We start from the raw sequence: 22,384 nt of genomic DNA, 5'->3' as shown, positions 1-22,384 counted from the left end.
AAATTACTATGGGTAAACTAAGGGATAAGAAACCGGCATTAATTCTGGTTGATATACAGAAAGGCTTTTTGGATGATGCGTATTGGGGAGGCAACAGGAATAATAAAGATGCAGAAAAAATCTGTGCAAGGCTGCTGGAAAAGTGGAGGGAACTTGAGCTTCCTGTTTTTCACGTCAGGCACAGCTCCGCAAATCCGGACTCAAGACTTCATGAGTCCCATCCCGGATTTCAGTTCAGTGATGAAGTACTGCCTCATTCCGGAGAATCTGTTATCACTAAAAAGGTAAACAGTGCGTTTATCGGGACTGATTTAAAGGAAAAGCTGGACGCGCAGCATATTCAAACCCTCGTCATCGCAGGAATCACCACGAATCATTGTGTTTCAACCACTGCAAGGATGGCAGGAAACTTTGGGTATGAAACCTACGTAATTTCTGATGCAACCGCTGCATTCGACAGGATCGGTATTAATGGTGAGAAATATGATTCAGAACTGATCCACCTTACCGCTCTCGCCAATTTAAACGGTGAGTTTGCAACCGTCTGGGATTCAGGAAAATTGTTACTGGAATTACAATAAATCTGATGATTCTCTTATATAAATTGACGGGTCTGTGAGGTCTTTGAAAATATCAGATTAAAACAAAAAAACCTCTGACTCATCAGAGGTTTTCAAGTGGTTTCTCCAGGAATCGAACCAGGGACACATGGATTTTCAATCCATTGCTCTACCAACTGAGCTAAGAAACCATTATATGGTTGTTGTGTTACTTCATTGTTTTAAAGTGTTGCAAAAGTATATTTTTTTACAATACCACGCAAGTGATTTGGTTTAAATTTTTAGATAATTGCTGTGCTGTTGCCGGTTTATCATTTCAATGACATCATATTCAGAGATTTGAAAAATCGTAGAACTACTACACTTTTTAAAATTTAACTGGAATTTGTACCTGCATATTGTTATTCCATCTAAATTTGATGCATACAAAAGAACAATCACAGAATATTAACCATTAAAATTTACAGATCATGGCAGAAATGAATTCAAGAGGAATTTTAAAATTCAACAACGGTGAAGCACAAAAGCTGTTAAAACTTAACTACAGCGTATCGAGATCCACAGACGTTTCCGGACGTGTAGCATCAGATCCTTCCAATGCACTCATCAAGATTACTGTAGAGGCGACTGACAAATCAGATATCCTTGAAAGTTTGCTGAACGGTAAGTACAAGCCTACCGAAGGAGAAGTAACCTTTAACAAATCTCATGAAGAAGGAACATTAACAACACTGAAATGGACCAACGGATACGTAATCCAGCACGAGGTAGATTTTGATGCTGTAGACGATAACAGCATGTACATCAGTTTCGTGGTTAGCGCAGAAAAGATTGATCTTGGGAACTCTTCTTACCACGGAGGATGGCCAATGTAATAAATCAATCAGGATACAATTGATACATCAGGCAGAATGGATACAGTGTTCATTCTGCTTTTTTTGTTGAATAGGTTCAGGTTTATAGGATCTGAGCAAATAAAAAAACGTAAGCATAACTGTATTCCATTTGAAACTGATGCTGATTGCAGAAACAAAAAAACCTCTGACTCATCAGAGGTTTTCAAGTGGTTTCTCCAGGAATCGAACCAGGGACACATGGATTTTCAATCCATTGCTCTACCAACTGAGCTAAGAAACCATTATATGGTTGTTGTGTTACTTCGTTGTTTTAAAGTGTTGCAAAAGTACTGCGTTTTTGTTTATGAAGCAAATATTAACCGTGTTTTTTTAGAAGAAATCAAAAACCTATTGATTTTCAGCCGGATTATTTTCCTGTTCCTTCCGGATCTGCTCGCTCATCTCTTCCAGTACCGGTTTTATGGTGCTTTCGGGGAGGTCACTGATCCTGATGTACATCAGACCGTCTATCGCATCGTTGAAATTCGGGTCCACGTTAAAGGCAATTACCTTGGCATTCTGCTTAATATATTTTTTAATCAGGACAGGAAGCCTCAGTTCCGGTTCCAGATCATCGATGATCTTATCCAGTTTATTCAGGTCAGATTCCATTTCGTCAAAGAACAGGTGCTTATCCCGGTCACGGAGCTTTACTTTATACTCATTTCTCGGAGTAATGTATTGGGCTACCGCAGAATCGAAATAGTTGGAACGCATGAATTCAATCATCAGGGACTTTGAGAACTCAGAGAATTTATTGGATATGCTCACTCCGCCCATCAGGAATTTATGATCCGGGTTTCTCAGGCATACATGCACGATTCCCCTCCACAAAAGAAATAATGGCAAAGGCTTTTGCTGGTAGTCCTGGCAGATGTAGGCTCTTCCCATTTCAATTACTTTCTTGAAGAAAGGGTGGATATCCTGCTCAAATTCAAACAGGGAACTTGTATAAAATCCTTTAATGCCTGATTTCTTCATCACTTCCTTACCCAGCGCCATCCTGTAAGCTCCTACAAGGCGTTCTGCCGTGCTGTCCCAGAGAAAAAGGTGATGATAATTCTTATCATATTCATCCAGGTCAAACGGAAGGTTACTGCCTTCTCCAACGGCACGGAAAGTCAGCTCACGCTGGCGTCCGATTTCCCTCATGATGGAAGGTATCTCCTCATAATTGGTAAAATAAACTTCATAGTTTCCGTTCCTGAAAAGCATTTTATCCGTATCCTTGAGTTTGCGGATGTCCTGAAGGATGTCCTCTTTCGGGGTTTCATCAATAATATTCTGGACGATATTTTCTTCTTTCAGCAAAGGGAACTTAACCGAAAGGTTTTTCAGGTTGATGGCCTGGGCAAGCGATTTCCTCTTTTCATAATAGGATTTCATCATGTATACCTTACGCTTCAGGAATTCGCCGAGTTCTTCAATAGTTTCCATTTCATCCATGGCTTTTACTGAAATCGGCCTTCCGAAACGGATCCTGATAGGATCTTCCCGCTCATTCATCATTTCCGCAGGCAGCATCAGTGTCTGAAGGTTAGGATGCAATTTGGACAGCTGATAGAAGAGACGGCTGTTTTTGGCATGGAAATACATAGGGACCACTGGTACCTTTGCAGCACGGATCAGCTTTAACGCCGGTTTCTCCCAGTCTTTATCCAGTATTTCACCATATGGATTGTTCTTGTTGGATACTTCCCCGGCAGGGAAGATACCTACACAGCCTCCGTTCTGTAAATGCTTAAGGGTTCCCCGCATTCCGGAAGAACTGCTGTACGCTTCTTTTCTTCCTTCAAAAGGATTGACGGAGATCACATACGGTTCCATAGGCTTTATTTTTTCCAGCAGGAAATTGCCCATGACCTTGAAATCCGGACGGACTTCCGTAAGGATCTTGCACATCAGAATTCCGTCAATAGCACCCAGCGGATGGTTGGAGACCAAAATAAAGGGTCCTGTTTTGGGAATTTTGGCAAGGTCTTCTTCAAAAGCGATATAGCTGAGGTTTCTTTCTCTTACAAATGAGTCGAAAAAGTCTTTTCCTTCCTTGTCCTTCAGGGTATTATACAGTTTGTTGACCTCGTTGATTTTGGCAATACGCATGATGGCAGAGGCTACCGGATTCTTGAGGAATCCAAGTTTGCTTAAACCGGAAGCTTTGATCAGATCGTTTTTCGAAATTAAACTCATGTGTGTTTAGTCGCTATTAGTTTTATTGTGTTACCATTTGAAGCGTATTTTTGGAAATCTGTTCCAGCAATACGTTTTTTTCCTGATAAAATTGATCGATATGGTCCATCTTAGCATTTCTTACCGTAAACAAAGATACATTTTTAATCAGGTCTGTTTTGAATACTTTCTGAAGCTCAAGATTCAGCTCTTCAGCATTGTTGAATTTATCCTCCAGGCATAAGGCCAATGAGATGGCAGAATTCTGCATCAGGGAAACTTTGATTTTATATTTGGAAAGATATCCGAAAATCAGGCTCATATGGTCTTCTGCAATAAATGAAAAATCCCGGGTAGAAATTTTCAGTAGGGTCTGGTTTTCTTTTAAAATATAGGATTCTTCACTCAGGTTCTTTTCAGAAGCACCTACTTTTGTTCCTTCTTTGGTAGGATCAATAAAGGATTTTACATAGAACGGGATATTTTTCTGCTGTAGAGGCTGCAGTGTTTTAGGGTGGATGACGCTCGCTCCGTAATATGCCATTTCAATAGCTTCTTCGTAGGAGATATGGGAAAGTAGGGATACGTTCTGGAATTTCCTTGGATCTCCGGTCATGACACCCGGAACATCTTTCCAGATCGTCATGGCTTCTGCATTCAGGCAGTAGGCAAAGATAGCACCTGAATAATCGGAACCTTCACGGCCCAGGGTTACGGTAAAGTTATTGTCATCGGAACCTATGAATCCCTGGGTGACATAGCAGATATCCCTGCTTAAGGTAGAAATGAATTCTTCCGTTTTATCCCAGTCAACAACCCCTTCACGGTAAGAGTTATCTGTTTTTACATAATCCCTCGCATCCAGCCACTGGTTGGTAAACTGGATTTCGTTGAGGTATTCGCTTACAATTTTAGTGGAGATCATTTCCCCGCAGCTTACTATCTGATCATAGACAAAATTATAGTTCGGGGATTTGTTTCTTCTCAGGAAAGAATCTATATCATCGAAAAAAAGATTGATTTCAGCAAAAACAGCATGGCCTTCATTAAAAAGACCTTCTGCAATACCGATGTGTTTATGTTTTATCTTTTCAATTTCGGCCTGATAGTTATCTTTCTTGAAGTAAAGTTCTACCACTTTTTCAAGATCATTCGTCGTTTTACCCATAGCGGAAATAACCAGCAGGCATTTGGAAAACCCCTGGCTTTTCAGCACCATAGATACATTCTTTACACTTTCGGCATCTTTAACTGATGCGCCGCCAAACTTGAAAACTTTCATTAAAATATTAAAAATAAAATTGTTAGATTAAATACAGGTGTTTTTTTCGGTTGTCAAAATTATAAATTTAAGGTGAGATATGAAAATGCAGGCCGAAAACTCAGAATTAAGATTTTATTAAAATATAAACTGGACAGGATATCATTACTTTTTACTTTCTTAGCCTGTTAAAAGGTGAAGCACAGCAGTGCAAAAATGATGAATGAAATGCTTTTTAACACTGTATATATTTGAAAAACAGGGGTTAGTGTCTTTTGTTCTAAAAAATTTCCATATGTTATAAATTTTACGAAATTTGAGGCAAATCATAAAAAGCAAAATATGCCAGATCAGATACTACAGACGTTAGGGGAATTCATCATTGATAAGCAGGACGATTTTCAGTATTCAACAGGAGAGCTTTCACGGCTCCTCAGCGCAATAAGGCTGGCTTCAAAGGTAGTTAACAGAGAAGTTAACAAGGCCGGGATTGCAGATATCATCGGAAAAGTGGGCAGCCAGAATGTACAGGGAGAAGAGCAGCAGAAACTCGATGTAATGGCCAACGATATTTTCATTACTGCTTTATCACAAAGGGAGGTAGTCTGTGGGATTGCATCGGAAGAAAATGACGATTTCATTGATATCAAGTGCATGGGCAACGGGCATCTGAGCAAATATGTTGTACTGATTGATCCGCTGGACGGATCATCCAATATTGATGTCAATGTTTCCGTAGGGACCATCTTTTCCATCTACAGGAGGGTGACAGAACCCGGGACACCGGTTCAGCTCGAAGATTTCCTGCAGAAAGGGGTCAACCAGATTGCAGCAGGATATGTAGTGTATGGTTCTTCTACCATGATTGTGTATACTACCGGTAACGGTGTGAACGGATTTACACTGGATCCTTCTTTAGGAACCTATTACCTTTCCCATCCGAATATGAGGTTTCCTGAGAATGGTAAGATATATTCTATCAACGAAGGAAATTATATCAAATTTCCTCAGGGTGTAAAAAATTATCTTAAATACTGCCAGATGGAAGAAGGTGACCGTCCGTATACGTCAAGGTACATTGGCTCACTTGTTGCAGACTTCCACAGGAATATGCTTAAAGGAGGGATTTATATCTATCCGTCTTACTCTCAGGCGCCGAATGGTAAGCTGAGATTGCTGTATGAGTGCAATCCTATGGCCCTCCTGGCAGAACAGGCCGGCGGTAAGGCTACAGATGGTTTCAGAAGGATCCTGGAAATTGAGCCCACGGAACTGCACCAGAGAATACCGTTTTTCTGCGGGAATATCAAGATGGTGGAAAAAGCAGAAGAATTTATGAGAATTGACAGTGTGAAAGAATGAAAGCAGAATATTTCAGATATCTATTAGAATTTAAACGCCCGGGAGGAACTTCCCGAGGCGTTTTGCATGAAAAAGAAACCTTTATTCTTGAAGTGTCAGATCAGGGAAACAAAGGAGTAGGGGAATGTGCCCTATTCAGGGGACTGAGCTTTGACGACAGGCCGGATTACGAAGAAAAGCTTCAATGGCTTTGTCTTAATATTCATCAGCACCCTGATAATTTATATGGAGAGCTTAAAGACTATCCATCCATATGGTTTGGTTATGAACAGGCCATGCTCAATCTGAAATACGGCGGGAATCTGTATTTTCCAAGCGAATTTACGGAGCGCAAGGTTCCGGTTATAATTAACGGCCTCATCTGGATGGGGAATGTTCAGTTTATGGAAGAGCAGATACAGGACAAACTGGACCAGGGGTTTCACTGCATCAAGCTTAAAATAGGGACGGACTGGCAGTCTGAACACAGGATCCTGCATAAGCTGCGGGAGAAATTCTCACGGGACGTCCTGGAATTGCGTGTAGATGCCAACGGGGCATTTTCAAAAGAACAGGCAGGCGTTGTTTTACAGCAGCTGGCAGACCTTGATATCCATTCTATTGAGCAGCCTATTAAAGCCGGCCATTGGATGCACATGGCAGAACTCTGCCTGAATACGCCAACCCCTATAGCATTGGATGAGGAGCTGATCGGAATTGCGGGTACAGAGGAAAAAGTGGAATTGCTGGAAACCATAAGGTCACAATACATTATTTTGAAGCCTGCCCTTGTGGGAGGTTTCAGAGGCTGTGACGAATGGATAGAACTGGCAGAAAACCGGAATATTGACTGGTGGATTACCTCTGCTCTTGAAAGCAACATTGGCCTCAATGCCATAGCGCAATATACCTATACCAAAAAAAGTAATAAGCCTCAGGGCTTAGGCACGGGAGGCTTGTTTACCAATAATTTCGATAATTATTTGGACCTTAAGGGCGAACAGCTTTATTTTAAGTAATAAATTTTTTCGGAAATGTGTTGATTTTCCGTAATCCTGGCCATTAAATTTCGTTGGTCACGAAAATGGCCCGTTTAATGTTTTCTAAAAAATGTGAAAACTTTAGCTTAAGACTTTTCATTATTTGAAATTTTGGTTACCATGTGTTTCTCTACAAAGGGAAGTGTTGCAATATCTATGCCAATCGATGTATTTGAATGGTTTTTCTTATAAATGTTCATATAATAGATATTTTATCTGATTTGTTTTTTAACTCGATATTTTATATTAATTAAATGAATATCAGGTATTTGTAATAATTAGAGTTAATTTGTAGATTTATTGACTTATTAGTATTAAAGTATTGTAATATAGGTATTTGCGCTTTAGTTTTCTCTTAAAGGTGATTTTTATCAGTTCATATTGGTTATTATTTCCGGAGAGCCATCCTGTCTGAATATGTCACATAAATTAGAAAAATATGACAGTGACAGGACAGCGTTCTAAAGGCCTGTCATATATCCTTCCTGGATAGCTGTAAAAGAAGTTTTTCATAAACCCTAAATTTTACATAACTTTGTGGACCTTTTTTATGTAAAAAGCTAGTCATGGAAGAAGAAAAAAAATCACTCAATTTTATTGAGCAAATCATTGAAGATGATCTGGCAAACGGTCTGAACAAAGAACAGATCCGTTTCCGTTTTCCGCCTGAACCAAACGGTTACCTGCATGTGGGCCATACCAAGGCTATCTGCATTAACTTCGGCCTGGGCGAAAAGTACAACGCTCCCGTTAACCTTCGTTTTGACGATACGAATCCTGAGAAAGAAGAACAGGAATTCGTGGATTCCATCATTAAAGATGTTGAGTGGTTAGGGTTCAAATGGGATAAAATACTGTACACATCAGATTACTTCCAGCAGCTTTATGATTGGGCCGTACAGCTTATTAAAGAAGGAAAAGCCTATGTGGATGAACAGCCTTCCGAACTGATTACCGAACAGCGCAAAAACCCTGCTGAGCCGGGAGTGGAATCACCGTACAGAAACCGTCCGGCAGAAGAATCGCTGGACCTGTTTGAAAGAATGAAAAACGGTGAGTTTGACGAAGGTTCCATGTCTTTGCGAGCAAAGATAGATATGGTTTCGCCGAATATGAATATGAGGGACCCTGTGATGTACAGGATCCTGAAAAGGCCTCACCACAGAACCGGTACAGAATGGAAAATTTATCCGATGTACGACTGGGCCCATGGGGAATCCGATTATATAGAACAGGTTTCACATTCACTGTGCTCTCTGGAATTCGAAAACCACAGGCCATTATACAATTGGTACCTGGAACAGGTATATGACGATTCCAAGATTGCTCCTAAGCAAAGGGAATTTGCAAGGATGAATGTTTCGTACATGATTACGTCCAAGCGTAAACTACAGAGGCTGATTGCCGAAAAAGTGGTCAACGGTTGGGATGATCCGAGGATGCCTACCATTTCAGGAATGAGAAGGAAAGGATACACCCCTGCCTCGATCAGGAACTTTATAGAAAAAGTAGGGGTTGCCAAAAGGGAAAACCTCATTGAGATCCAGTTACTGGAATTCTGTGTCCGTGAAGACCTGAATAAAGTCGCCAAAAGGGTCATGACGGTTGTAGACCCTGTTAAACTGGTGATTGAAAATTATCCTGAAGGAAAAGAAGAATGGCTGGAAACGGAAAATAATCCTGAGCAGGAAGATGCAGGAACCAGGGAAATACCGTTTTCACGGGAATTGTATATTGAACGTGAAGACTTCAAGGAAGAAGCCAATAATAAATTTTTCAGGCTCAAGTTAGGCGGGGAAGTCCGTTTAAAATCTGCCTACATCATCAAAGGTGAAAGGGTAGAGAAGGATGAGAACGGGGAAATTACAACCATTTACGCTACTTATGACGAAAAGTCCAAATCAGGAAGCGGAACGGAGGAAAGCCTCAGGAAAGTTAAGGGAACCATTCACTGGGTTTCGGCAAAGCATGCGATTCCGGTAGAAGTGAGGAATTACGACAGATTGTTTACCGTAGAGCAGCCTGACGCTGAGAAAGAGGTGGATTTCCTCAACTTCATCAATCCTGAGTCCGTAACTTCAGTGCAGGGATTTGCAGAGCCTGGACTGAAAGATGCAGCTGTGGGTGAGCCCCTTCAGTTCCAGAGAATTGGTTATTTCACAAAAGACCAGGATTCTGCGGAGGACAGATTGGTCTTCAACAGAACTGTAACATTAAAAGACTCTTATAAGCCGGAGTAAACAATATTTATATAATATTATAAATGGACAGGGCTTATTATAAGTCCTGTTTTTTTTATATGAAGAAGTTTTTTGGGCAGCTTTTTCCGTCTTCCACTCCCGCTTTTTTTATTTGGCCAACCAAACCGCCTTAAAAATAAAAAAGAGCTCCGTTCAAGCCGGGCTGCGGCTGTAGGGCTTTTTAAAACATACAAACAAATGATTAAAAATAAAAATTATGAAACTGATACGTCTTTATACCAACTCTTTTAAAGGACTTTCCACCGAAAGCTGGATGCTTGCCCTGGTCATGTTGATCAACCGCTCCGGTTCCATGGTATTGCCATTCCTGGGAGTGTATATGATCAATCACCTGCATTTCAGCATAGAAAATACCGGAATCGTACTGAGTTTCTTCGGCATCGGCTCCGTAATCGGTTCCTGGCTGGGAGGGTTTATTACCGATAAAATAGGGGAATATAAAGTGCAGTACCTGAGCTTATTGCTGAGTGTGCCTCTGTTCTGCCTAATTCCTGTTTTCAATACAGAAGCGGGAGTGGCGGCCATTATCCTGCTCCAGAGTATCGTAAGCGAATCCTTCCGGCCCGCGAATTCCGTGGCCATTACAAAATATGCGAAACCAGAAAATATTACCCGTGCGTTCTCGCTTAACCGTATGGCTGTAAACCTGGGGTTTTCCATCGGACCGGCTTTGGGAGGGATTCTTTCAGCGATTTCTTATGAGTTCCTGTTTTTGAGTAACGCACTTACGGCATTGCTTGCAGGGATCCTGTATATTGTTTTCTTCAGGAAGCGTAATAAGCTGGCCAGGCTGAAAGTTAAAAAAGTAAAGGAGGCCATTGAGTTAAAAAAAGAAGGTTCGCCTTACCGCGACAGCAAATTCATGGTGTACTGTTTCCTGTGCATGGTATTTTCCATCTGCTTCTTTCAGTTGTTCAGTACCCTTACGATTTTCTATAAGGATTCTGCTCACCTGAGCCAGCAGAATATAGGCTATATCCTGGGCTACAGCGGATTTTTAGTGGTATTGCTGGAAATGGGGCTGGTACAGGTAGCGGAAAAATATTTCAGCCTGGCTGTAACCATGTTTTTGGGAACACTGATCTGTGGTTTGTCCTATGCGCTTTTAGGCTTTAGTCATCACATGGTTGCTTTGGTCGTTTCCATGAGCCTGCTCTGTGTGGGAGAAATCTGGGCACTCCCGTTTATGTCGACCATCACGGCGTTACGTGCGGGAAAAAACAACAAAGGTGCGTATATGGGACTGACTGGCATCTCCTTTTCCATTGCGTTCATCATCACGCCTTCCCTCGGAACATTTATAGCTGAAAAATTCGGCTTTACCGTATTGTGGATCGGGACCGGAGTGGTGTTAACCATCGTTGCCATTGCATTTTATTATGTTGTCCCATGGATGCTCCGTCATAAGAAAGAGATACACAATTAATCCGCCAGATTACTATTAACCCTTTAAGTACTTAAAGGGTTAATAGTATTTATAATGAAAAAGGTATATAGAATTCAATGGCTTTAAGTTTTAATGATCAATGGTGATGATGATCATGTTTTTTCTCTGCTGGATATTGACCCGTTGTCCTTCCGCAAATCCTGACCGGATAAGCCATTTTCCCGTAAGTCTTATTTCAGGAACAGTCACCATTCCGTAAGTCCGGGTTTGATATTTTTCTGAACTTTTAATTTTCTTGATGTGGTCATTGTCATATAATTATATTACAATATAAAGACAAATAATGCTATGTCATATAAAAATATGACATCTTTGTCAGCAAATTGGCTGACATTTGAATCATGACCAGAGATCAACTAAAAAAAGCATTAGGTACACGTATCATCAGACTTCGTGAACAAAAGGGCTGGAGCCAGTCTGACCTTGCCCGTGCCTGCAACAAAGACCGGCAGGCCATTGAAAAGCTGGAAAACGGTAAAGTTAATCCTACCCTTTATACTTTGCTGGAAGTAGCCAACGCATTGGAAATCTCCCTTCCTGAACTGGTCAAATTATCCTGAAAATCAGATTATTTTTGAGTAACCTGAATTAATATATCGCTTTTGATGTTAAAGTCTTTCGGTAATTTGCTCTGATCAGCATAAAAAGAACAGTTTTTGCTCATCTATAGCGATGATGAAACTATACTTGCTGCTTACTGTATTTTCCGGCTCTGTCCTGTATGCTCAGGAAAAAGATTCTGCGACACTGATATCGGAAGTGCGGATTGATGCCTATAAGAAACCGGTCCCTTTCATGGCTTCTACCAAATCTGCTGCTGTTGTTTCCGGGACACTATTGAATCAGAATACCCCGGAAAGATTGCTGGAATCCTTTAATCAGGTTCCGGGAGCCAGAATGGAAGAACGTTCTCCGGGAAGCTACAGGATCTCTGTCCGGGGCAGTACGCTCAGGTCTCCGTTCGGGGTACGGAACATAAAAGTATACCTGGATGATTTTATCCTTTCCGATGCTTCGGGTAATACGTATTTCAATATCATTTCGCCGGAGCTTATCAACAGGATGGAAGTATATAAAGGCCCTGAAAGCGGTGATTACGGAGCGGTAACAGGCGGAACAGTGCTTCTCCAGACCCGGAATACGGAACACAGTTCTGCCGGCGCGGCGATCGGAAGTTACGGAATGTTCAGTCAGAGCATTGATGTTTCAAAACAGCTGGGAAAGCATTTTATTGAGCTATTCCAGAATTATTACCGCACAGATTCTTACCGTGAGCAGTCATCCGTCCAGCGGATGCAGGTATTCCTGAAAGATCATTTCCGGTACTCAGAAAAAGGGAACCTGAAAGCAATGCTGCTTTTGGGTGATCTTGACTATGAAACGCCGGGCGGACTGACGCTGGAACAGATGCAGTCTGACAGAAGACAGGCAAGACCGGCTACCAAAACAACGCCGGGAGCCCGGGAGCAGCATGCAGGCATCCGCAACCGGATGATTCTGACAGGAATTTCCCATCAGTATCAGTTCACCCCGGAATTTTCCCATTTTATAATGGTCCAGGGATCTTATGTAGATTTTGAAAACCCTTTTATTACCAATTTTGAAAACCGTTTTGAGAAGAATTTTGCGGTAAGAACCCACGTTAATTATGAAAAGAACTGGAAATACATTTCGCTGGCTTACCGGCTCGGTTTTGAAGGCGGACTGAATGATATCCTGGTGAAGAATTACGATAACAACAGGGGAATTGAAGGGAACCCACAGAATTTTGACCGGATTAAAAACAGGTCAGGTTTTTATTTTATTTCCCAGAAGCTCAATATTTACGACAGGCTGTTTACGGATGTTTCTCTGAGCCTGAATTCCAATGCCTATGAATGGGAACGGTTTTTTCCAGGCAGTCAACAGGGAAATGTCCATTTTAAGAATCAATGGCTCCCGAATTTCGGACTGACGTACCTTATTACCAAAAGGCTTTCGGTGAGGGCTAAAATCGGGAAAGGGAATTCGGCACCCACCAATGAGGAAATCCGGTCTTCCAATCAGGAATTTAACCTCGGGCTTCATCCCGAATATGGCTGGAATAAGGAAATCGGCATCCGGAAAGAGTTCGGGAATGCTGTTTTTGTTGAAGGTAGCTATTTTGATTTCAGGCTGAAGGATGCTATTGTACGGAGGCAAAATGAAGCAGGGCAGGAATATTTTGTGAATGCAGGCGGAACCGTTCAGAAAGGCCTGGAACTGCTCCTGGAATCCAGGAATTTCAATTTCAGGAATCGTTTCCTGAGCCATTTCCGGTTCCGGTTTTCAGGAAGCTTCTATGATTTCAGTTTTAAAGACTATCGCCAGAACCAAAACGACTTTTCCGGAAATGACCTGACAGGCGTTCCCAAAACCACACTCAGCTCTTTACTGAATTTCACCTTTTTCAAAAAACTGTCCATTGACTATTCCCATTTTTATACTTCAGCAATTCCTTTGAATGATGCCAATTCGGTGTGGTCGGAATCCGGTTTCATAGGCAATATCCAGTTCAGGTATCCCATATACTTTGAGCATACACGGGTGAGCCTGCAATTACAGGTGCAGAACCTGTACAATGAGGAGTATGTTTCAGGATTCGATATCAATGCGTTCGGGAACCGGTTTTACAATCCGGCAGCAAAGAGGAATTTTGTTTTCGGGGTTAAAGTTGAGTTTTAGGTAAAGGGAAAATGTCAGACTTACATTTTAGGTTCATTAATATAAGGATCATTTTGATGTTGAAAGAATATGATTTACAATCATCTCAGCGTGTATTCTGGAGTTTTCAATGAACCAAAGATGGGTATCTTTTCCTCCGCACACAACACCGGCCAGGTAAAGGTTTTTCACATTGGTTTCCATCGTTTCCGGATGGTAGAACGGGTTTAAGCAGTCACCCTGCAATTCTATCCCGGAGTTTTTAAGGAAATCAAAATCGGGAAGGTAACCGGTCATAGCCAGCACAAAATCATTATCGATTTCCCGGAGTGTCCCGCTTTCATCTCGGAACACAACGGAATGTTCCTTAATTTCTGTAAGTACCGAATGATAATGTGCCTTGATGCTTCCTTCTGCGATCCTGTTTTCAATGTCCGGTTTCACCCAGTATTTTACGGTAGGGGAAATTTCTGCATGCCGGATGATCATGGTGACTTCAGCACCTTTCCGGTATGTTTCCAGAGCAGCATCCACTGCTGAATTGCTTGAACCCACAACCACTATTTTCTGCTGGGCATAAGGATAGGGCTCGGTGTAATAATGCTTTACTTTCGGCAGTTCTTCTCCGGGAATACCCATCAGGTTCGGAATGTCATAAAATCCGGTAGCAATGACTACATTTTTAGCCTGATAGGAAGCCTTTGTTGTCCTGATTTCAAAGTATCCTTCATGACGGATCACATTCAATACCTTTTCGTACAGACGGATATTGAGGTTTTTCTGCCGGGTGATGCCCTGGTAATATTCCAGCGCTTCCTGCCTTCCCGGCTTGGTAGCCGCAGAGATGAACGGGATCTCACCGATTTCAAGCTTTTCGGCGGTGGAGAAAAACTTCATGTATAAAGGATAATGATACAGGGAATTGACAATGGTGCCTTTCTCTATGATGAGATAGTTCAGATGATGTTTCCGTGCTTCCAGTGCACAGTTCAGGCCGATCGGGCCGCCTCCGATGATGAGAATATCCAGCATTTCCATATAACAAAGGTACAATGTATTTATAAATTACATACCATTTCTGCAGAAGAACAAAAACCGTATAAACCGTAAAGCGAGACGATACCTTAGCCGTTCATGTGCTTCATAAATGGCACCGGATTTGGTGCTTTATAGCAAACAAAAAGACAAATGAAAAAGATACTCATGTCACTGATCATCGCAGGAAGTATCCTGGGCTGTAAAAAAGCACCGAAAAAGCCTGTGGCAAACCAACAGGACAGTACTCAGACAGAGCAGAAAGTTTCAGGAGAGAACAAACCCGAAATGAACAGGGAAGAAGCCATTACCCGGCTGAACAATGAAATCCTGCAGATCCTTAAAAATAAGCAATACAATAAGCTTTCAGCCTACATCCATCCTGAAAAAGGCATCACATTCTCCATGTATGCATTTGTTAGTCCCGGGGAAGACAAGCATTTTACCAGGGCGGAATTTGAAAAGTACCTGCCTTCCAAGGCCCTGTTTACCTGGGGTGCCATGGATGGATCCGGAGATTTATACAAAGCAAGTCTCAGGGATTATCTTTCTAAATGGGTATATTCCAGAGATTTTACCACCGGAAAATTAACCTTTAATGAATTCAGTGGGGCAGGGAATTCCTTAAATAATCTCAGAGAAGTATATAAAGAAGCGGATTTTACAGAAAATTACATCAAAGCCCCGGATGCGGACCATGAAATGGACTGGAAGACGCTCCGTATGGTTTTTGAACCGTACCAGGGAACCTATTACCTGACCGCCATCATCAATGATCAGTGGACCATCTGATCCAGGACTTCTGCTAATGTGCCGGTTAAGTTTTTTCTTGAAAACTGACTGATATTGCGGTTGTTTTCAGGGATAACCCCGCTTTTCCAGTTACTGAACTGTTCAAGAATGAAAATTTTCACGGCTTCAGCATCGTTGTAACTGAAGTGTTTTCCCGATTGGCTCTCATCCAGGATTTTAGCTACATCAGCTTCTTCCGGGCCGAAAGAGATGATCTGCTTACCGGTAGCGAGGTACTCGAAAATCTTTCCGGGAATAATGCCTCTGGATGCAGGATCCGGAAAATTGGTGATCAAAAGCAGGTCTGAGTGACTCATTTCTTCAACGGCTCTGTCGTGGGAAACGTAACCAAGATCGGTTATGTGGCTTTTAAGATTTGAGGCCATCAGGAAATCGAGGATCCTGTTATCTACCCTGCCTGCGAATTTCAGCTGGAATTCTCGGGCAAAATCCGGTTGTTCCTCCACGAGTTCAATCAGTACATTCCATAGGATCTCAGGATTCCGGAGTTGCTCCAGGACACCGATGTAGCTTAATGTGAACTTATCTCCGGCAGCTTTTTTATCTGCACTTTTTCCGCTTCTTCCGGCATCGGTTTCATCAAATCCGTTGGTAATGCATAAAGCATGGGCTCCGTTGTTACGGAAATTGTCCGCATCGCTGTAGCTGGTCGCCAGGGTCAGGTCAGCCTTTGCGAAAACTTCCTGTTCAAGCCGGCGGTGTTTCATATCCGAACGGGAAGTGAGTTTAAGGTGTTTATAATATGAAATTTCCGTCCACGGATCCCGGAAATCCGCAATCCACTTCAGGGTACTGAACTTTTTCTTAAGGTTTAAACCGATCAGGTGAAGCGAGTGGGGCGGCCCTGAAGTAACGAGGACATCAATCATATGTTCCTGGAGATAACGTTCCAGGAATTTCACAGATGGGTTAACCCAGAATACCCTTGCATCGGGAATAAAGAAATTACCCCGTACCCAGATGGAAAGCCTGGATTTCCAGTTTTGGTTTTTACCGACATCAAACTGGCCGGCCTTGAATTTTTTATTGTTCTTATTCAGCTTTTCTGCCAGCTGGTACGGTTCCCAGATTTTCGTTCTGATGATTTCAATATCATGAGGCACGTCGCTCATCAGGCTTTCGTCTACCAATGGATAACTTGGGTTTTCAGGCGTGTAGATGACCGGTTTCCATCCGAATTCCGGAAGGTATTTTGCGAATTTCAGCCATCTCTGTACACCCGGTCCACCTGCAGGAGGCCAGTAATAGGTGATGATAAGAACTTTTTTCTGCTGCATAATGATAAAACACAGTTATGATTTTCATGATGCGGGGCTGTCATTTTCATGAAGCCCCGCAGTTGTATTTATATTTTTTCCTCAACGGTAATTTTCCGGGGTTTATTTTTATTCATCCAGAAAATTCCTGCACCGCTCAGCAGGATGAACAACCCGAAGCACAGCAGGGATATCCATTTCCCCTTTTCAATGACCTCAGGTTCAAACACCATACGGATATTATGGGCTCCGGCCGGTACATGCACGGCACGAAGCAGGTAATCTGCCTTGATGTAAGGAACTTCTTTCTCATCCACAAACATTTTCCATCCGTGAGGATAGTAAATTTCAGAAAATACAGCTAATTGCGGCGTTTTAGACTGGGATTTGAACTCCAGTTCATTCGGCTGGTATTTCGTCAGATTGATGAACGCCGCCGGATCTGCCTGAACAGGTTTGCCGTCAAAGTATTTCCGGTCTGAGGCAGCAACAACCGCCGTTTTCTTACTGTCGATGATTCCGATGGATTTAATTTCCTCATTGGGTGTATTGGCGAATTTGATATCACTTAACAGCCACGCATTTCCGTTCGCTTTAGGATTCGGAAGTGCCTGAGGCTGCTCCGGTCCGCCAACGACCCAGTATTTGGCATTGAGCAGGTTCAGGACATTCGGTACTTTTACCGAATCCATAACCTGGAAATATTCATTGATGACATCATCATACCTCCTCAGTTTTACCGCATGGTATCCTCCGATGGAGGATTTGAAGTAAGAGGTATTGGTCTCACTGAATGTACCCAGGATATTATTGAAGATCCGGTAATGGGTCTGGTCTTTTTCTGCGATGGTTTCCAGGGTTTTGTTGACATTGACATGCGCCAGGAGAGGTTCCAGGTTAGGATTGCCCTGTACCTTTTCCTGTAAAAGTTCTGAAGTTTCTGTCTGGAAAGGATTTTCTGCAAAAACCTTGTCGACGTAATTTCCATCATTCAGGTAACGCTTGTTTACGGTCCATAAATCAAAAAGGCTTACCGCCCCGATGATGATCAGCGCCACGTTCTGGCTGAGCTTGTTTTTAAGCACCATGAACAGTGCAGCAGCAGCTATCGTCACATAGAAAAATGCTTTGATTGCATCGATCCTGAAGAGTTTATACCGTTCTTCCACCAGGTAATCCATAAGGAAAGGCGGGAAGTACATCTTTTCGTTTGCCGTATGGAAGCCCAGGAGTGATTTCCCGAAGAACAACAGGATCAGCAGCAGGCCTAAAGTTGTGCCACTGACATACAGGAGGATCTTCTGCTTGTATTCTTCCGTCAGTTTTTCATCAGTGAAAAACTTGTAGAGCCCGATGATGGCAATCAGCGGGAAGAGGAGTTCTACGACTACCAGAATAGATGACGGAGCCCTGAATTTATTATAAAACGGGACATAATCAATAAAGAAATCTGACAGAGGCATGAAATTGCTTCCCCAGGCGAGCAGGACAGTCAGTACTGAAGCTCCGAGGATCCAGTACCTGTATTTCCTGCCGGCAAAGAAAAATCCTAACACCGCAAGGAAACAGACAATGGCTCCCTGATACGCAGGTCCGGAAGTTCCGGGCTGGTCTCCCCAGTAGGTCATGCCGCTGAAGCCTTTGGAAATACGATCCATTTCAGACTGGCTCGATACGTTTTCCTGCACCAGTTCCTGTACGCGGTTCATCATTTCTTTTCCTTCAGGCTCCTGTGTTCCGCCGCCCATCAGTCTCGGGATGAACAGGTTCAGGGTCTCCAGCTGGCCGTAGCTCCACATCAGCATGCTTTCTTTATCCATCCCGGATTTACCGGACGTACTGCTTTCGTTCGTCAGGATCTGCTTTCCGCGTACCGTTTCTTTTATATATTCCGAATTGGCCATGATCCTCTGGGAATTCATTCCAACCCCGATCAGGCATGAAGCTGCAATAATTCCCGAAGAAATAAGGAAATGCTTCACTGGTGTTTTCTTCTGGATGGTCCTGATGAGCTCTGAAAGGAATAAGAATCCTAAGGCCAGAAACAGGTAATAGGTCATCTGCGGATGGTTTGCAGCAACCTGAAGTCCCATGAACAAAGTTGTTACAATGAATCCCCAGATATACTGTTTCCGGATGTACACGAGAAGTATTCCGGCGAGGAGAGGGGCGAAATACTCAATGGTATTCACTTTCCCGTTATGTCCTGCCGCGATAATGATGTAAAAATAGGTGGAGAGCCCAAAAAAGGTAGCGCCCAGAAGTGCATATTTCCAGTTTCGTACGGCGACCATTCCCAAAAAGAAAAATCCGGCAAAAAGCAGGAAAAGGTAATTCACGGGCCTCGGAAGGAAATTCAGCCAGCTGTCGATCTTTTTGATCACATCGCCTTTAAACTGGCTTCCCATCTGATAGGTAGGCATTCCCCCGAACATAGAGTCGCTCCAGTAGGTTTCCTTTCCGGTATCGGCACGGTAGTCCAGAAGCTCTTTGGCGCCACCCCTGTATTGAACGATGTCATGCTGGAACAGCTGTTTTCCGCTGAGTACGGGACTGGCATATACAAAAGCAAGAATGATGAATACCACCAGACTTGCCAGAATGAAAACCAGGTTTTTATTTTTTTTAAGCATACATTAATTAATTTGAGAACCCTTTCAGAATCCGAAACTCTGAAAGGGCTGGGTTATTTATTTTTTCTCTTCCTTTACCTCTTCATACTCCACCGTTTCCGCATCCCAGTTCAGGCCTTTGTTTGTATCCTTATCTGAGTTGTGAATATCCTGCTGCTGTCTGTTTCTGGTGTTCTGGTTCTGATTAAACATATAGCTGTGGAACTTTTTAAAGAAAATCCTCTTCAGGATGTTCCACACAAAATAAATAATGATGGTAATGAGTACCAACTCAAAAATATACTTCATGATTTTGACTGTCTATATTATTTTGCAGACGGATTTACCATGACGGAAGAATTGGTTACGCTCTGCATAGACTGTGACTGTTTTCCGTCTGAAATGGATTCCACCTGCGTGGTTTTTACATTGATGTTCTGGTTGGTGATCCAGCCCGTGTTTTCATCAAACTTTATCGTTCCGTTCTGGGTCAGTTCGCTGCTCAGGCTGTGGGTAACCGGACCCTGTGCCTGCTTTTCGGTTTTCTTGGGGATCCCTCCGGTCACAGAAATTTCTGCAATGCCATTTCCTACGCTTTTCAGGACGTAATTGGAAGTTACCTTAATTTTACCTCCGGCATCCGCATTTTCAGAAGTCGACCATTTTTCCCCGATCTTCACGCCCTTCTTAGGGATGATGGTCAGGTTTTTATTGAACTGGTCCCGCAGTACTTTTTCGTTGAAGGTCTCCTTCAGGCTGGCAACGATACCTGCCTTCTGGTCGGCATCTTTGATCAGGGTTCCCACGGCATTGGAAACTTTAGTGTAAACAGGCTCAAAACCGGTAATTGAAATTACCTTTCCTTTATCGTCCATTTTCATGCTCAGTTTGTTTCCGGTAAGTGCACGGTTGATATTCCAGATCATTTTAAGGTCATCTTCTTTAGGAATCGGCTGTTTGGTATCCACCACTACGGTTTTGCCCTGAGAAGTCTGGGAATTCCTTTTGGCAATAAGGTTAAGAGTGATATCATACACATTGCCTTTGATATCGTTCACTGTAAACGTCATTTCATCGGTAGACTCACTGATCCCGTTTAGGGTTTTACCTTTAGGGTCAGTCATCGTTTTTACATCTCTTTGGTAAGTGGTCAGCGGATAGGTCTTTCCTTTTTCAAGTTTAAAGGTCTGCTTGTAAATGCCTGCTGAATCTTTAATGGCGGGATTGGCTTCCACTTTCGCCACAGAATCTGCGGGAACTTGCACCGTAACCGTTTTGCCGGTTTTGGGATCTACTTTGGTGACTGTAGCGGTTTCTTTTTTACACGATACCAGGGCTATGGAGATAAGCGCGATTGCTGCTATGTTTTTCATTAAATTGCTTTTGCTTGTTGTTGATTAATTGATTTTTACCGTCTTCTGTCTTACGGCTTCATACAGAATGGCACCGCAGGCTACGGATACATTCAGTGACTGGGTCTTGCCTTCTATCGGCAGTTTTATTTTCTCATCTGCATGGTGGAGCACTTCTTTTGAGATCCCTGTTTCCTCATTGCCCATGACAATAGCACAAGGCTCTGTAAAACTGACATCGTAAATGAGTTTCTGGGCTTTTTCGCTGGCGGCAAAAACAGATATCCCGCTCTGCTGAAGAAAATCCACTACGTGAGCAAGATTGGGCTCCTTACAGATTTTAATGTTATAAATACCTCCTGCTGATGTTTTGATCGCATCGGAATTGATAGGGGCTGCTCCTTTTTCAGGAATAATGACTGCATCAATACCCACACATTCTGCTGTACGGCAGATGGCACCGAAATTCCTCACATCGGTAAGCCGGTCCAGGATCAGTAAGAAAGGAGTCTTTCCCTGTTCGAAAAGCTGAGGGACCAGGTCTTCAATTTTATGGAACGGCACATCTGAAATGAATGCCACCACGCCCTGGTGGTTTTTCCTCGTAAAACGGTTCAGCTTTTCTACCGGAACGTAGTTCGGACGGATTTTATTCTGGGCCAGCACAGCCTTCAGTTCTGCATAAATCGGTCCCTGAAGCGCATTCTGCACAAAAATTTTATCAATGGTCTTTCCTGCTTCAATAGCCTCAATCACGGGGCGGAGCCCGAAAATAAAATCGTCTTTTTTATCGTTGTTCGTATTCATTAATTTGTCTATAAAGGTTGTCCTGAATTGTATTGATACCTGGGCTTGTTTCCGGAAGTCTTTTGGATATCTCTCGATGGAATATCAGATCAGATAATAGTATTTCAGGAATTTTACATCTAAAAGGTGTACTGATTGTTATGCGTACTAATATTTTTCTCCTAAAATAGCCCTCTTCTGAGCCATGGCATAGCCGTAATGCAGGCTTTCGTGCATATTATTGAAAATAATGGCATCCTGAATGCTCTTCAGATCCATTCCGAAACTTGTGGTGTAAGGCGTATAGTCTGAAAAAAAGTCACTGTCATAATCTTTCATCAGGATTTTGGAAGTTTCCGTAAGCAGAAATTCAAGGTCCTCTATCTCAGATTTCTGGACGTTGAGATTGGGAAGCGTCCCTTTCTTGTACGTTTCGATCCAGTATTTGTCTATTCTGAAGGGATTTCCGCTCAGGTAATAATGCAAAAGCTGCTGAGTCGCCACGGTATGGGCGATGTTCCAGTAAATATTATTGTTGAAACCGTCCGGAATCAGCAAAAGGTCTTCATAGGAAGTATTCTGTAAAATATCCAGAAGGTTTTTTCTGACCTGTCTGTGGGCCTGAAAATGATAGTTCATTTTGCACAAATTTAATCACCAAAAATAGTTTAATAAACTGGAAATGACAATTTTTGAACCTGGGTTTGATGTAAAATTTATAGATTTTTATGAAAAAAAGAAATTATGGACTTGTACCGCAGTCTGTCTGCTACTCAAAAGCTGTTATCAATGCCGGAATATTTAACAAACTTTAACTAGAAAATGGCATCGATTATGTTGATTAATGCAAGTATTTATCAGAAATTTACCCAT

19 protein-coding genes and 2 tRNA genes are annotated in these 22,384 nt (G+C 42.4%); 9 read left to right on the top strand and 12 right to left on the bottom strand.

Annotated elements, in window-relative coordinates:
* Positions 1-8: 8 nt before the first annotated feature.
* Positions 9-581 (top strand): cysteine hydrolase family protein, encoded by a 573-nt coding sequence (locus tag CGB83_RS06435; protein ID WP_100075077.1) that lies wholly within the window; start codon positions 9-11, stop codon positions 579-581.
* A 97-nt stretch (positions 582-678) separates the two neighbouring features.
* On the opposite strand, the gene CGB83_RS06430 is transcribed toward CGB83_RS06435, so the two are convergent.
* A tRNA-Phe gene (locus CGB83_RS06430) sits at positions 679-751 on the bottom strand.
* Between the two features lie 279 nt (positions 752-1,030).
* Here CGB83_RS06430 and tssD point away from each other — a divergent pair.
* Entirely contained in the window at positions 1,031-1,435 is a 405-nt protein-coding gene (tssD, locus tag CGB83_RS06425; protein WP_100075076.1) for a type VI secretion system tube protein TssD, read from the top strand.
* Positions 1,436-1,624: 189 nt separating this feature from the next.
* Here the strand turns inward: tssD and CGB83_RS06420 are convergent.
* The 3 genes from CGB83_RS06420 to CGB83_RS06410 form a co-directional block, all read right to left on the bottom strand.
* Positions 1,625-1,697: transfer RNA gene (locus tag CGB83_RS06420), tRNA-Phe, on the bottom strand.
* Positions 1,698-1,804: 107 nt separating this feature from the next.
* Positions 1,805-3,646 carry a lysophospholipid acyltransferase family protein gene (locus CGB83_RS06415; RefSeq protein ID WP_100075075.1) on the bottom strand — a complete coding sequence of 614 codons (1,842 nt, stop codon included), beginning with the start codon at positions 3,644-3,646 and terminating at the stop codon, positions 1,805-1,807.
* Positions 3,647-3,668: 22 nt separating this feature from the next.
* A complete protein-coding gene (locus tag CGB83_RS06410) occupies positions 3,669-4,907 on the bottom strand; it encodes an aspartate kinase (protein ID WP_100075074.1) in 1,239 nt (412 codons plus the stop codon).
* A 321-nt stretch (positions 4,908-5,228) separates the two neighbouring features.
* Between CGB83_RS06410 and fbp the strand changes: the two genes are divergently transcribed.
* From fbp to CGB83_RS06390, 4 genes are all read left to right on the top strand, one after another.
* Positions 5,229-6,248: a class 1 fructose-bisphosphatase gene (fbp, locus tag CGB83_RS06405; protein WP_100075073.1), complete on the top strand. Its 1,020-nt coding sequence runs from the start codon at positions 5,229-5,231 to the stop codon at positions 6,246-6,248.
* Positions 6,245-7,246 carry an o-succinylbenzoate synthase gene (locus CGB83_RS06400; protein ID WP_100075072.1) on the top strand — a complete coding sequence of 334 codons (1,002 nt, stop codon included), beginning with the start codon at positions 6,245-6,247 and terminating at the stop codon, positions 7,244-7,246. The genes fbp and CGB83_RS06400 overlap by 4 nt, the downstream gene beginning before the upstream one ends.
* A gap of 587 nt (positions 7,247-7,833) precedes the next feature.
* Positions 7,834-9,507, top strand: coding sequence for a glutamine--tRNA ligase/YqeY domain fusion protein (locus CGB83_RS06395; protein ID WP_100075071.1), 1,674 nt, complete (start codon positions 7,834-7,836; stop codon positions 9,505-9,507).
* 217 nt (positions 9,508-9,724) lie between these two features.
* Entirely contained in the window at positions 9,725-10,954 is a 1,230-nt protein-coding gene (locus CGB83_RS06390) for an MFS transporter (protein WP_100075070.1), read from the top strand.
* Positions 10,955-11,044: 90 nt separating this feature from the next.
* On the opposite strand, the gene CGB83_RS06385 is transcribed toward CGB83_RS06390, so the two are convergent.
* Positions 11,045-11,167, bottom strand: coding sequence for a SymE family type I addiction module toxin (locus CGB83_RS06385; RefSeq protein WP_100075069.1), 123 nt, complete (start codon positions 11,165-11,167; stop codon positions 11,045-11,047).
* Between the two features lie 149 nt (positions 11,168-11,316).
* Here CGB83_RS06385 and CGB83_RS06380 point away from each other — a divergent pair, with 149 nt between their 5' ends.
* Both CGB83_RS06380 and CGB83_RS06375 read left to right on the top strand, forming a co-directional pair.
* Positions 11,317-11,535 carry a helix-turn-helix domain-containing protein gene (locus CGB83_RS06380; RefSeq protein WP_100075068.1) on the top strand — a complete coding sequence of 73 codons (219 nt, stop codon included), beginning with the start codon at positions 11,317-11,319 and terminating at the stop codon, positions 11,533-11,535.
* A 112-nt stretch (positions 11,536-11,647) separates the two neighbouring features.
* Positions 11,648-13,678, top strand: coding sequence for a TonB-dependent receptor (locus tag CGB83_RS06375; protein WP_100075067.1), 2,031 nt, complete (start codon positions 11,648-11,650; stop codon positions 13,676-13,678).
* Positions 13,679-13,726: 48 nt separating this feature from the next.
* On the opposite strand, the gene CGB83_RS06370 is transcribed toward CGB83_RS06375, so the two are convergent.
* Positions 13,727-14,695 carry a YpdA family putative bacillithiol disulfide reductase gene (locus CGB83_RS06370; protein ID WP_100075066.1) on the bottom strand — a complete coding sequence of 323 codons (969 nt, stop codon included), beginning with the start codon at positions 14,693-14,695 and terminating at the stop codon, positions 13,727-13,729.
* Between the two features lie 150 nt (positions 14,696-14,845).
* On the opposite strand from CGB83_RS06370, the gene CGB83_RS06365 reads away from it, so the two are divergent.
* The gene (locus CGB83_RS06365; protein ID WP_100075065.1) at positions 14,846-15,484 is read left to right on the top strand and encodes a hypothetical protein; all 639 of its coding nucleotides are present in this window, start codon (positions 14,846-14,848) and stop codon (positions 15,482-15,484) included.
* Here the strand turns inward: CGB83_RS06365 and CGB83_RS06360 are convergent.
* The 6 genes from CGB83_RS06360 to CGB83_RS06335 form a co-directional block, all read right to left on the bottom strand.
* A complete protein-coding gene (locus tag CGB83_RS06360; protein ID WP_100075064.1) occupies positions 15,469-16,782 on the bottom strand; it encodes a glycosyltransferase family protein in 1,314 nt (437 codons plus the stop codon). The two genes, CGB83_RS06365 and CGB83_RS06360, sit on opposite strands and share 16 nt — an antisense overlap.
* Positions 16,783-16,850: 68 nt before the next feature.
* Entirely contained in the window at positions 16,851-19,394 is a 2,544-nt protein-coding gene (locus CGB83_RS06355; protein WP_100075063.1) for a hypothetical protein, read from the bottom strand.
* 57 nt (positions 19,395-19,451) lie between these two features.
* Positions 19,452-19,682 (bottom strand): hypothetical protein, encoded by a 231-nt coding sequence (locus tag CGB83_RS06350; RefSeq protein WP_172954682.1) that lies wholly within the window; start codon positions 19,680-19,682, stop codon positions 19,452-19,454.
* Positions 19,683-19,699: 17 nt separating this feature from the next.
* Positions 19,700-20,746, bottom strand: coding sequence for a DUF6263 family protein (locus CGB83_RS06345; RefSeq protein ID WP_100075061.1), 1,047 nt, complete (start codon positions 20,744-20,746; stop codon positions 19,700-19,702).
* Positions 20,747-20,770: 24 nt separating this feature from the next.
* Positions 20,771-21,532, bottom strand: a complete 762-nt coding sequence (rlmB, locus tag CGB83_RS06340) for a 23S rRNA (guanosine(2251)-2'-O)-methyltransferase RlmB (protein ID WP_100075060.1) — start codon at positions 21,530-21,532, stop codon at positions 20,771-20,773.
* Positions 21,533-21,679: 147 nt separating this feature from the next.
* Positions 21,680-22,150: a DinB family protein gene (locus CGB83_RS06335; protein WP_100075059.1), complete on the bottom strand. Its 471-nt coding sequence runs from the start codon at positions 22,148-22,150 to the stop codon at positions 21,680-21,682.
* Between the last annotated feature and the right edge of the window lie 234 nt (positions 22,151-22,384).

This window comes from Chryseobacterium camelliae, from assembly GCF_002770595.1.
GTDB lineage: Bacteria > Bacteroidota > Bacteroidia > Flavobacteriales > Weeksellaceae > Chryseobacterium > Chryseobacterium camelliae.
This window is presented reverse-complemented; position numbering and strand designations above follow the sequence as displayed.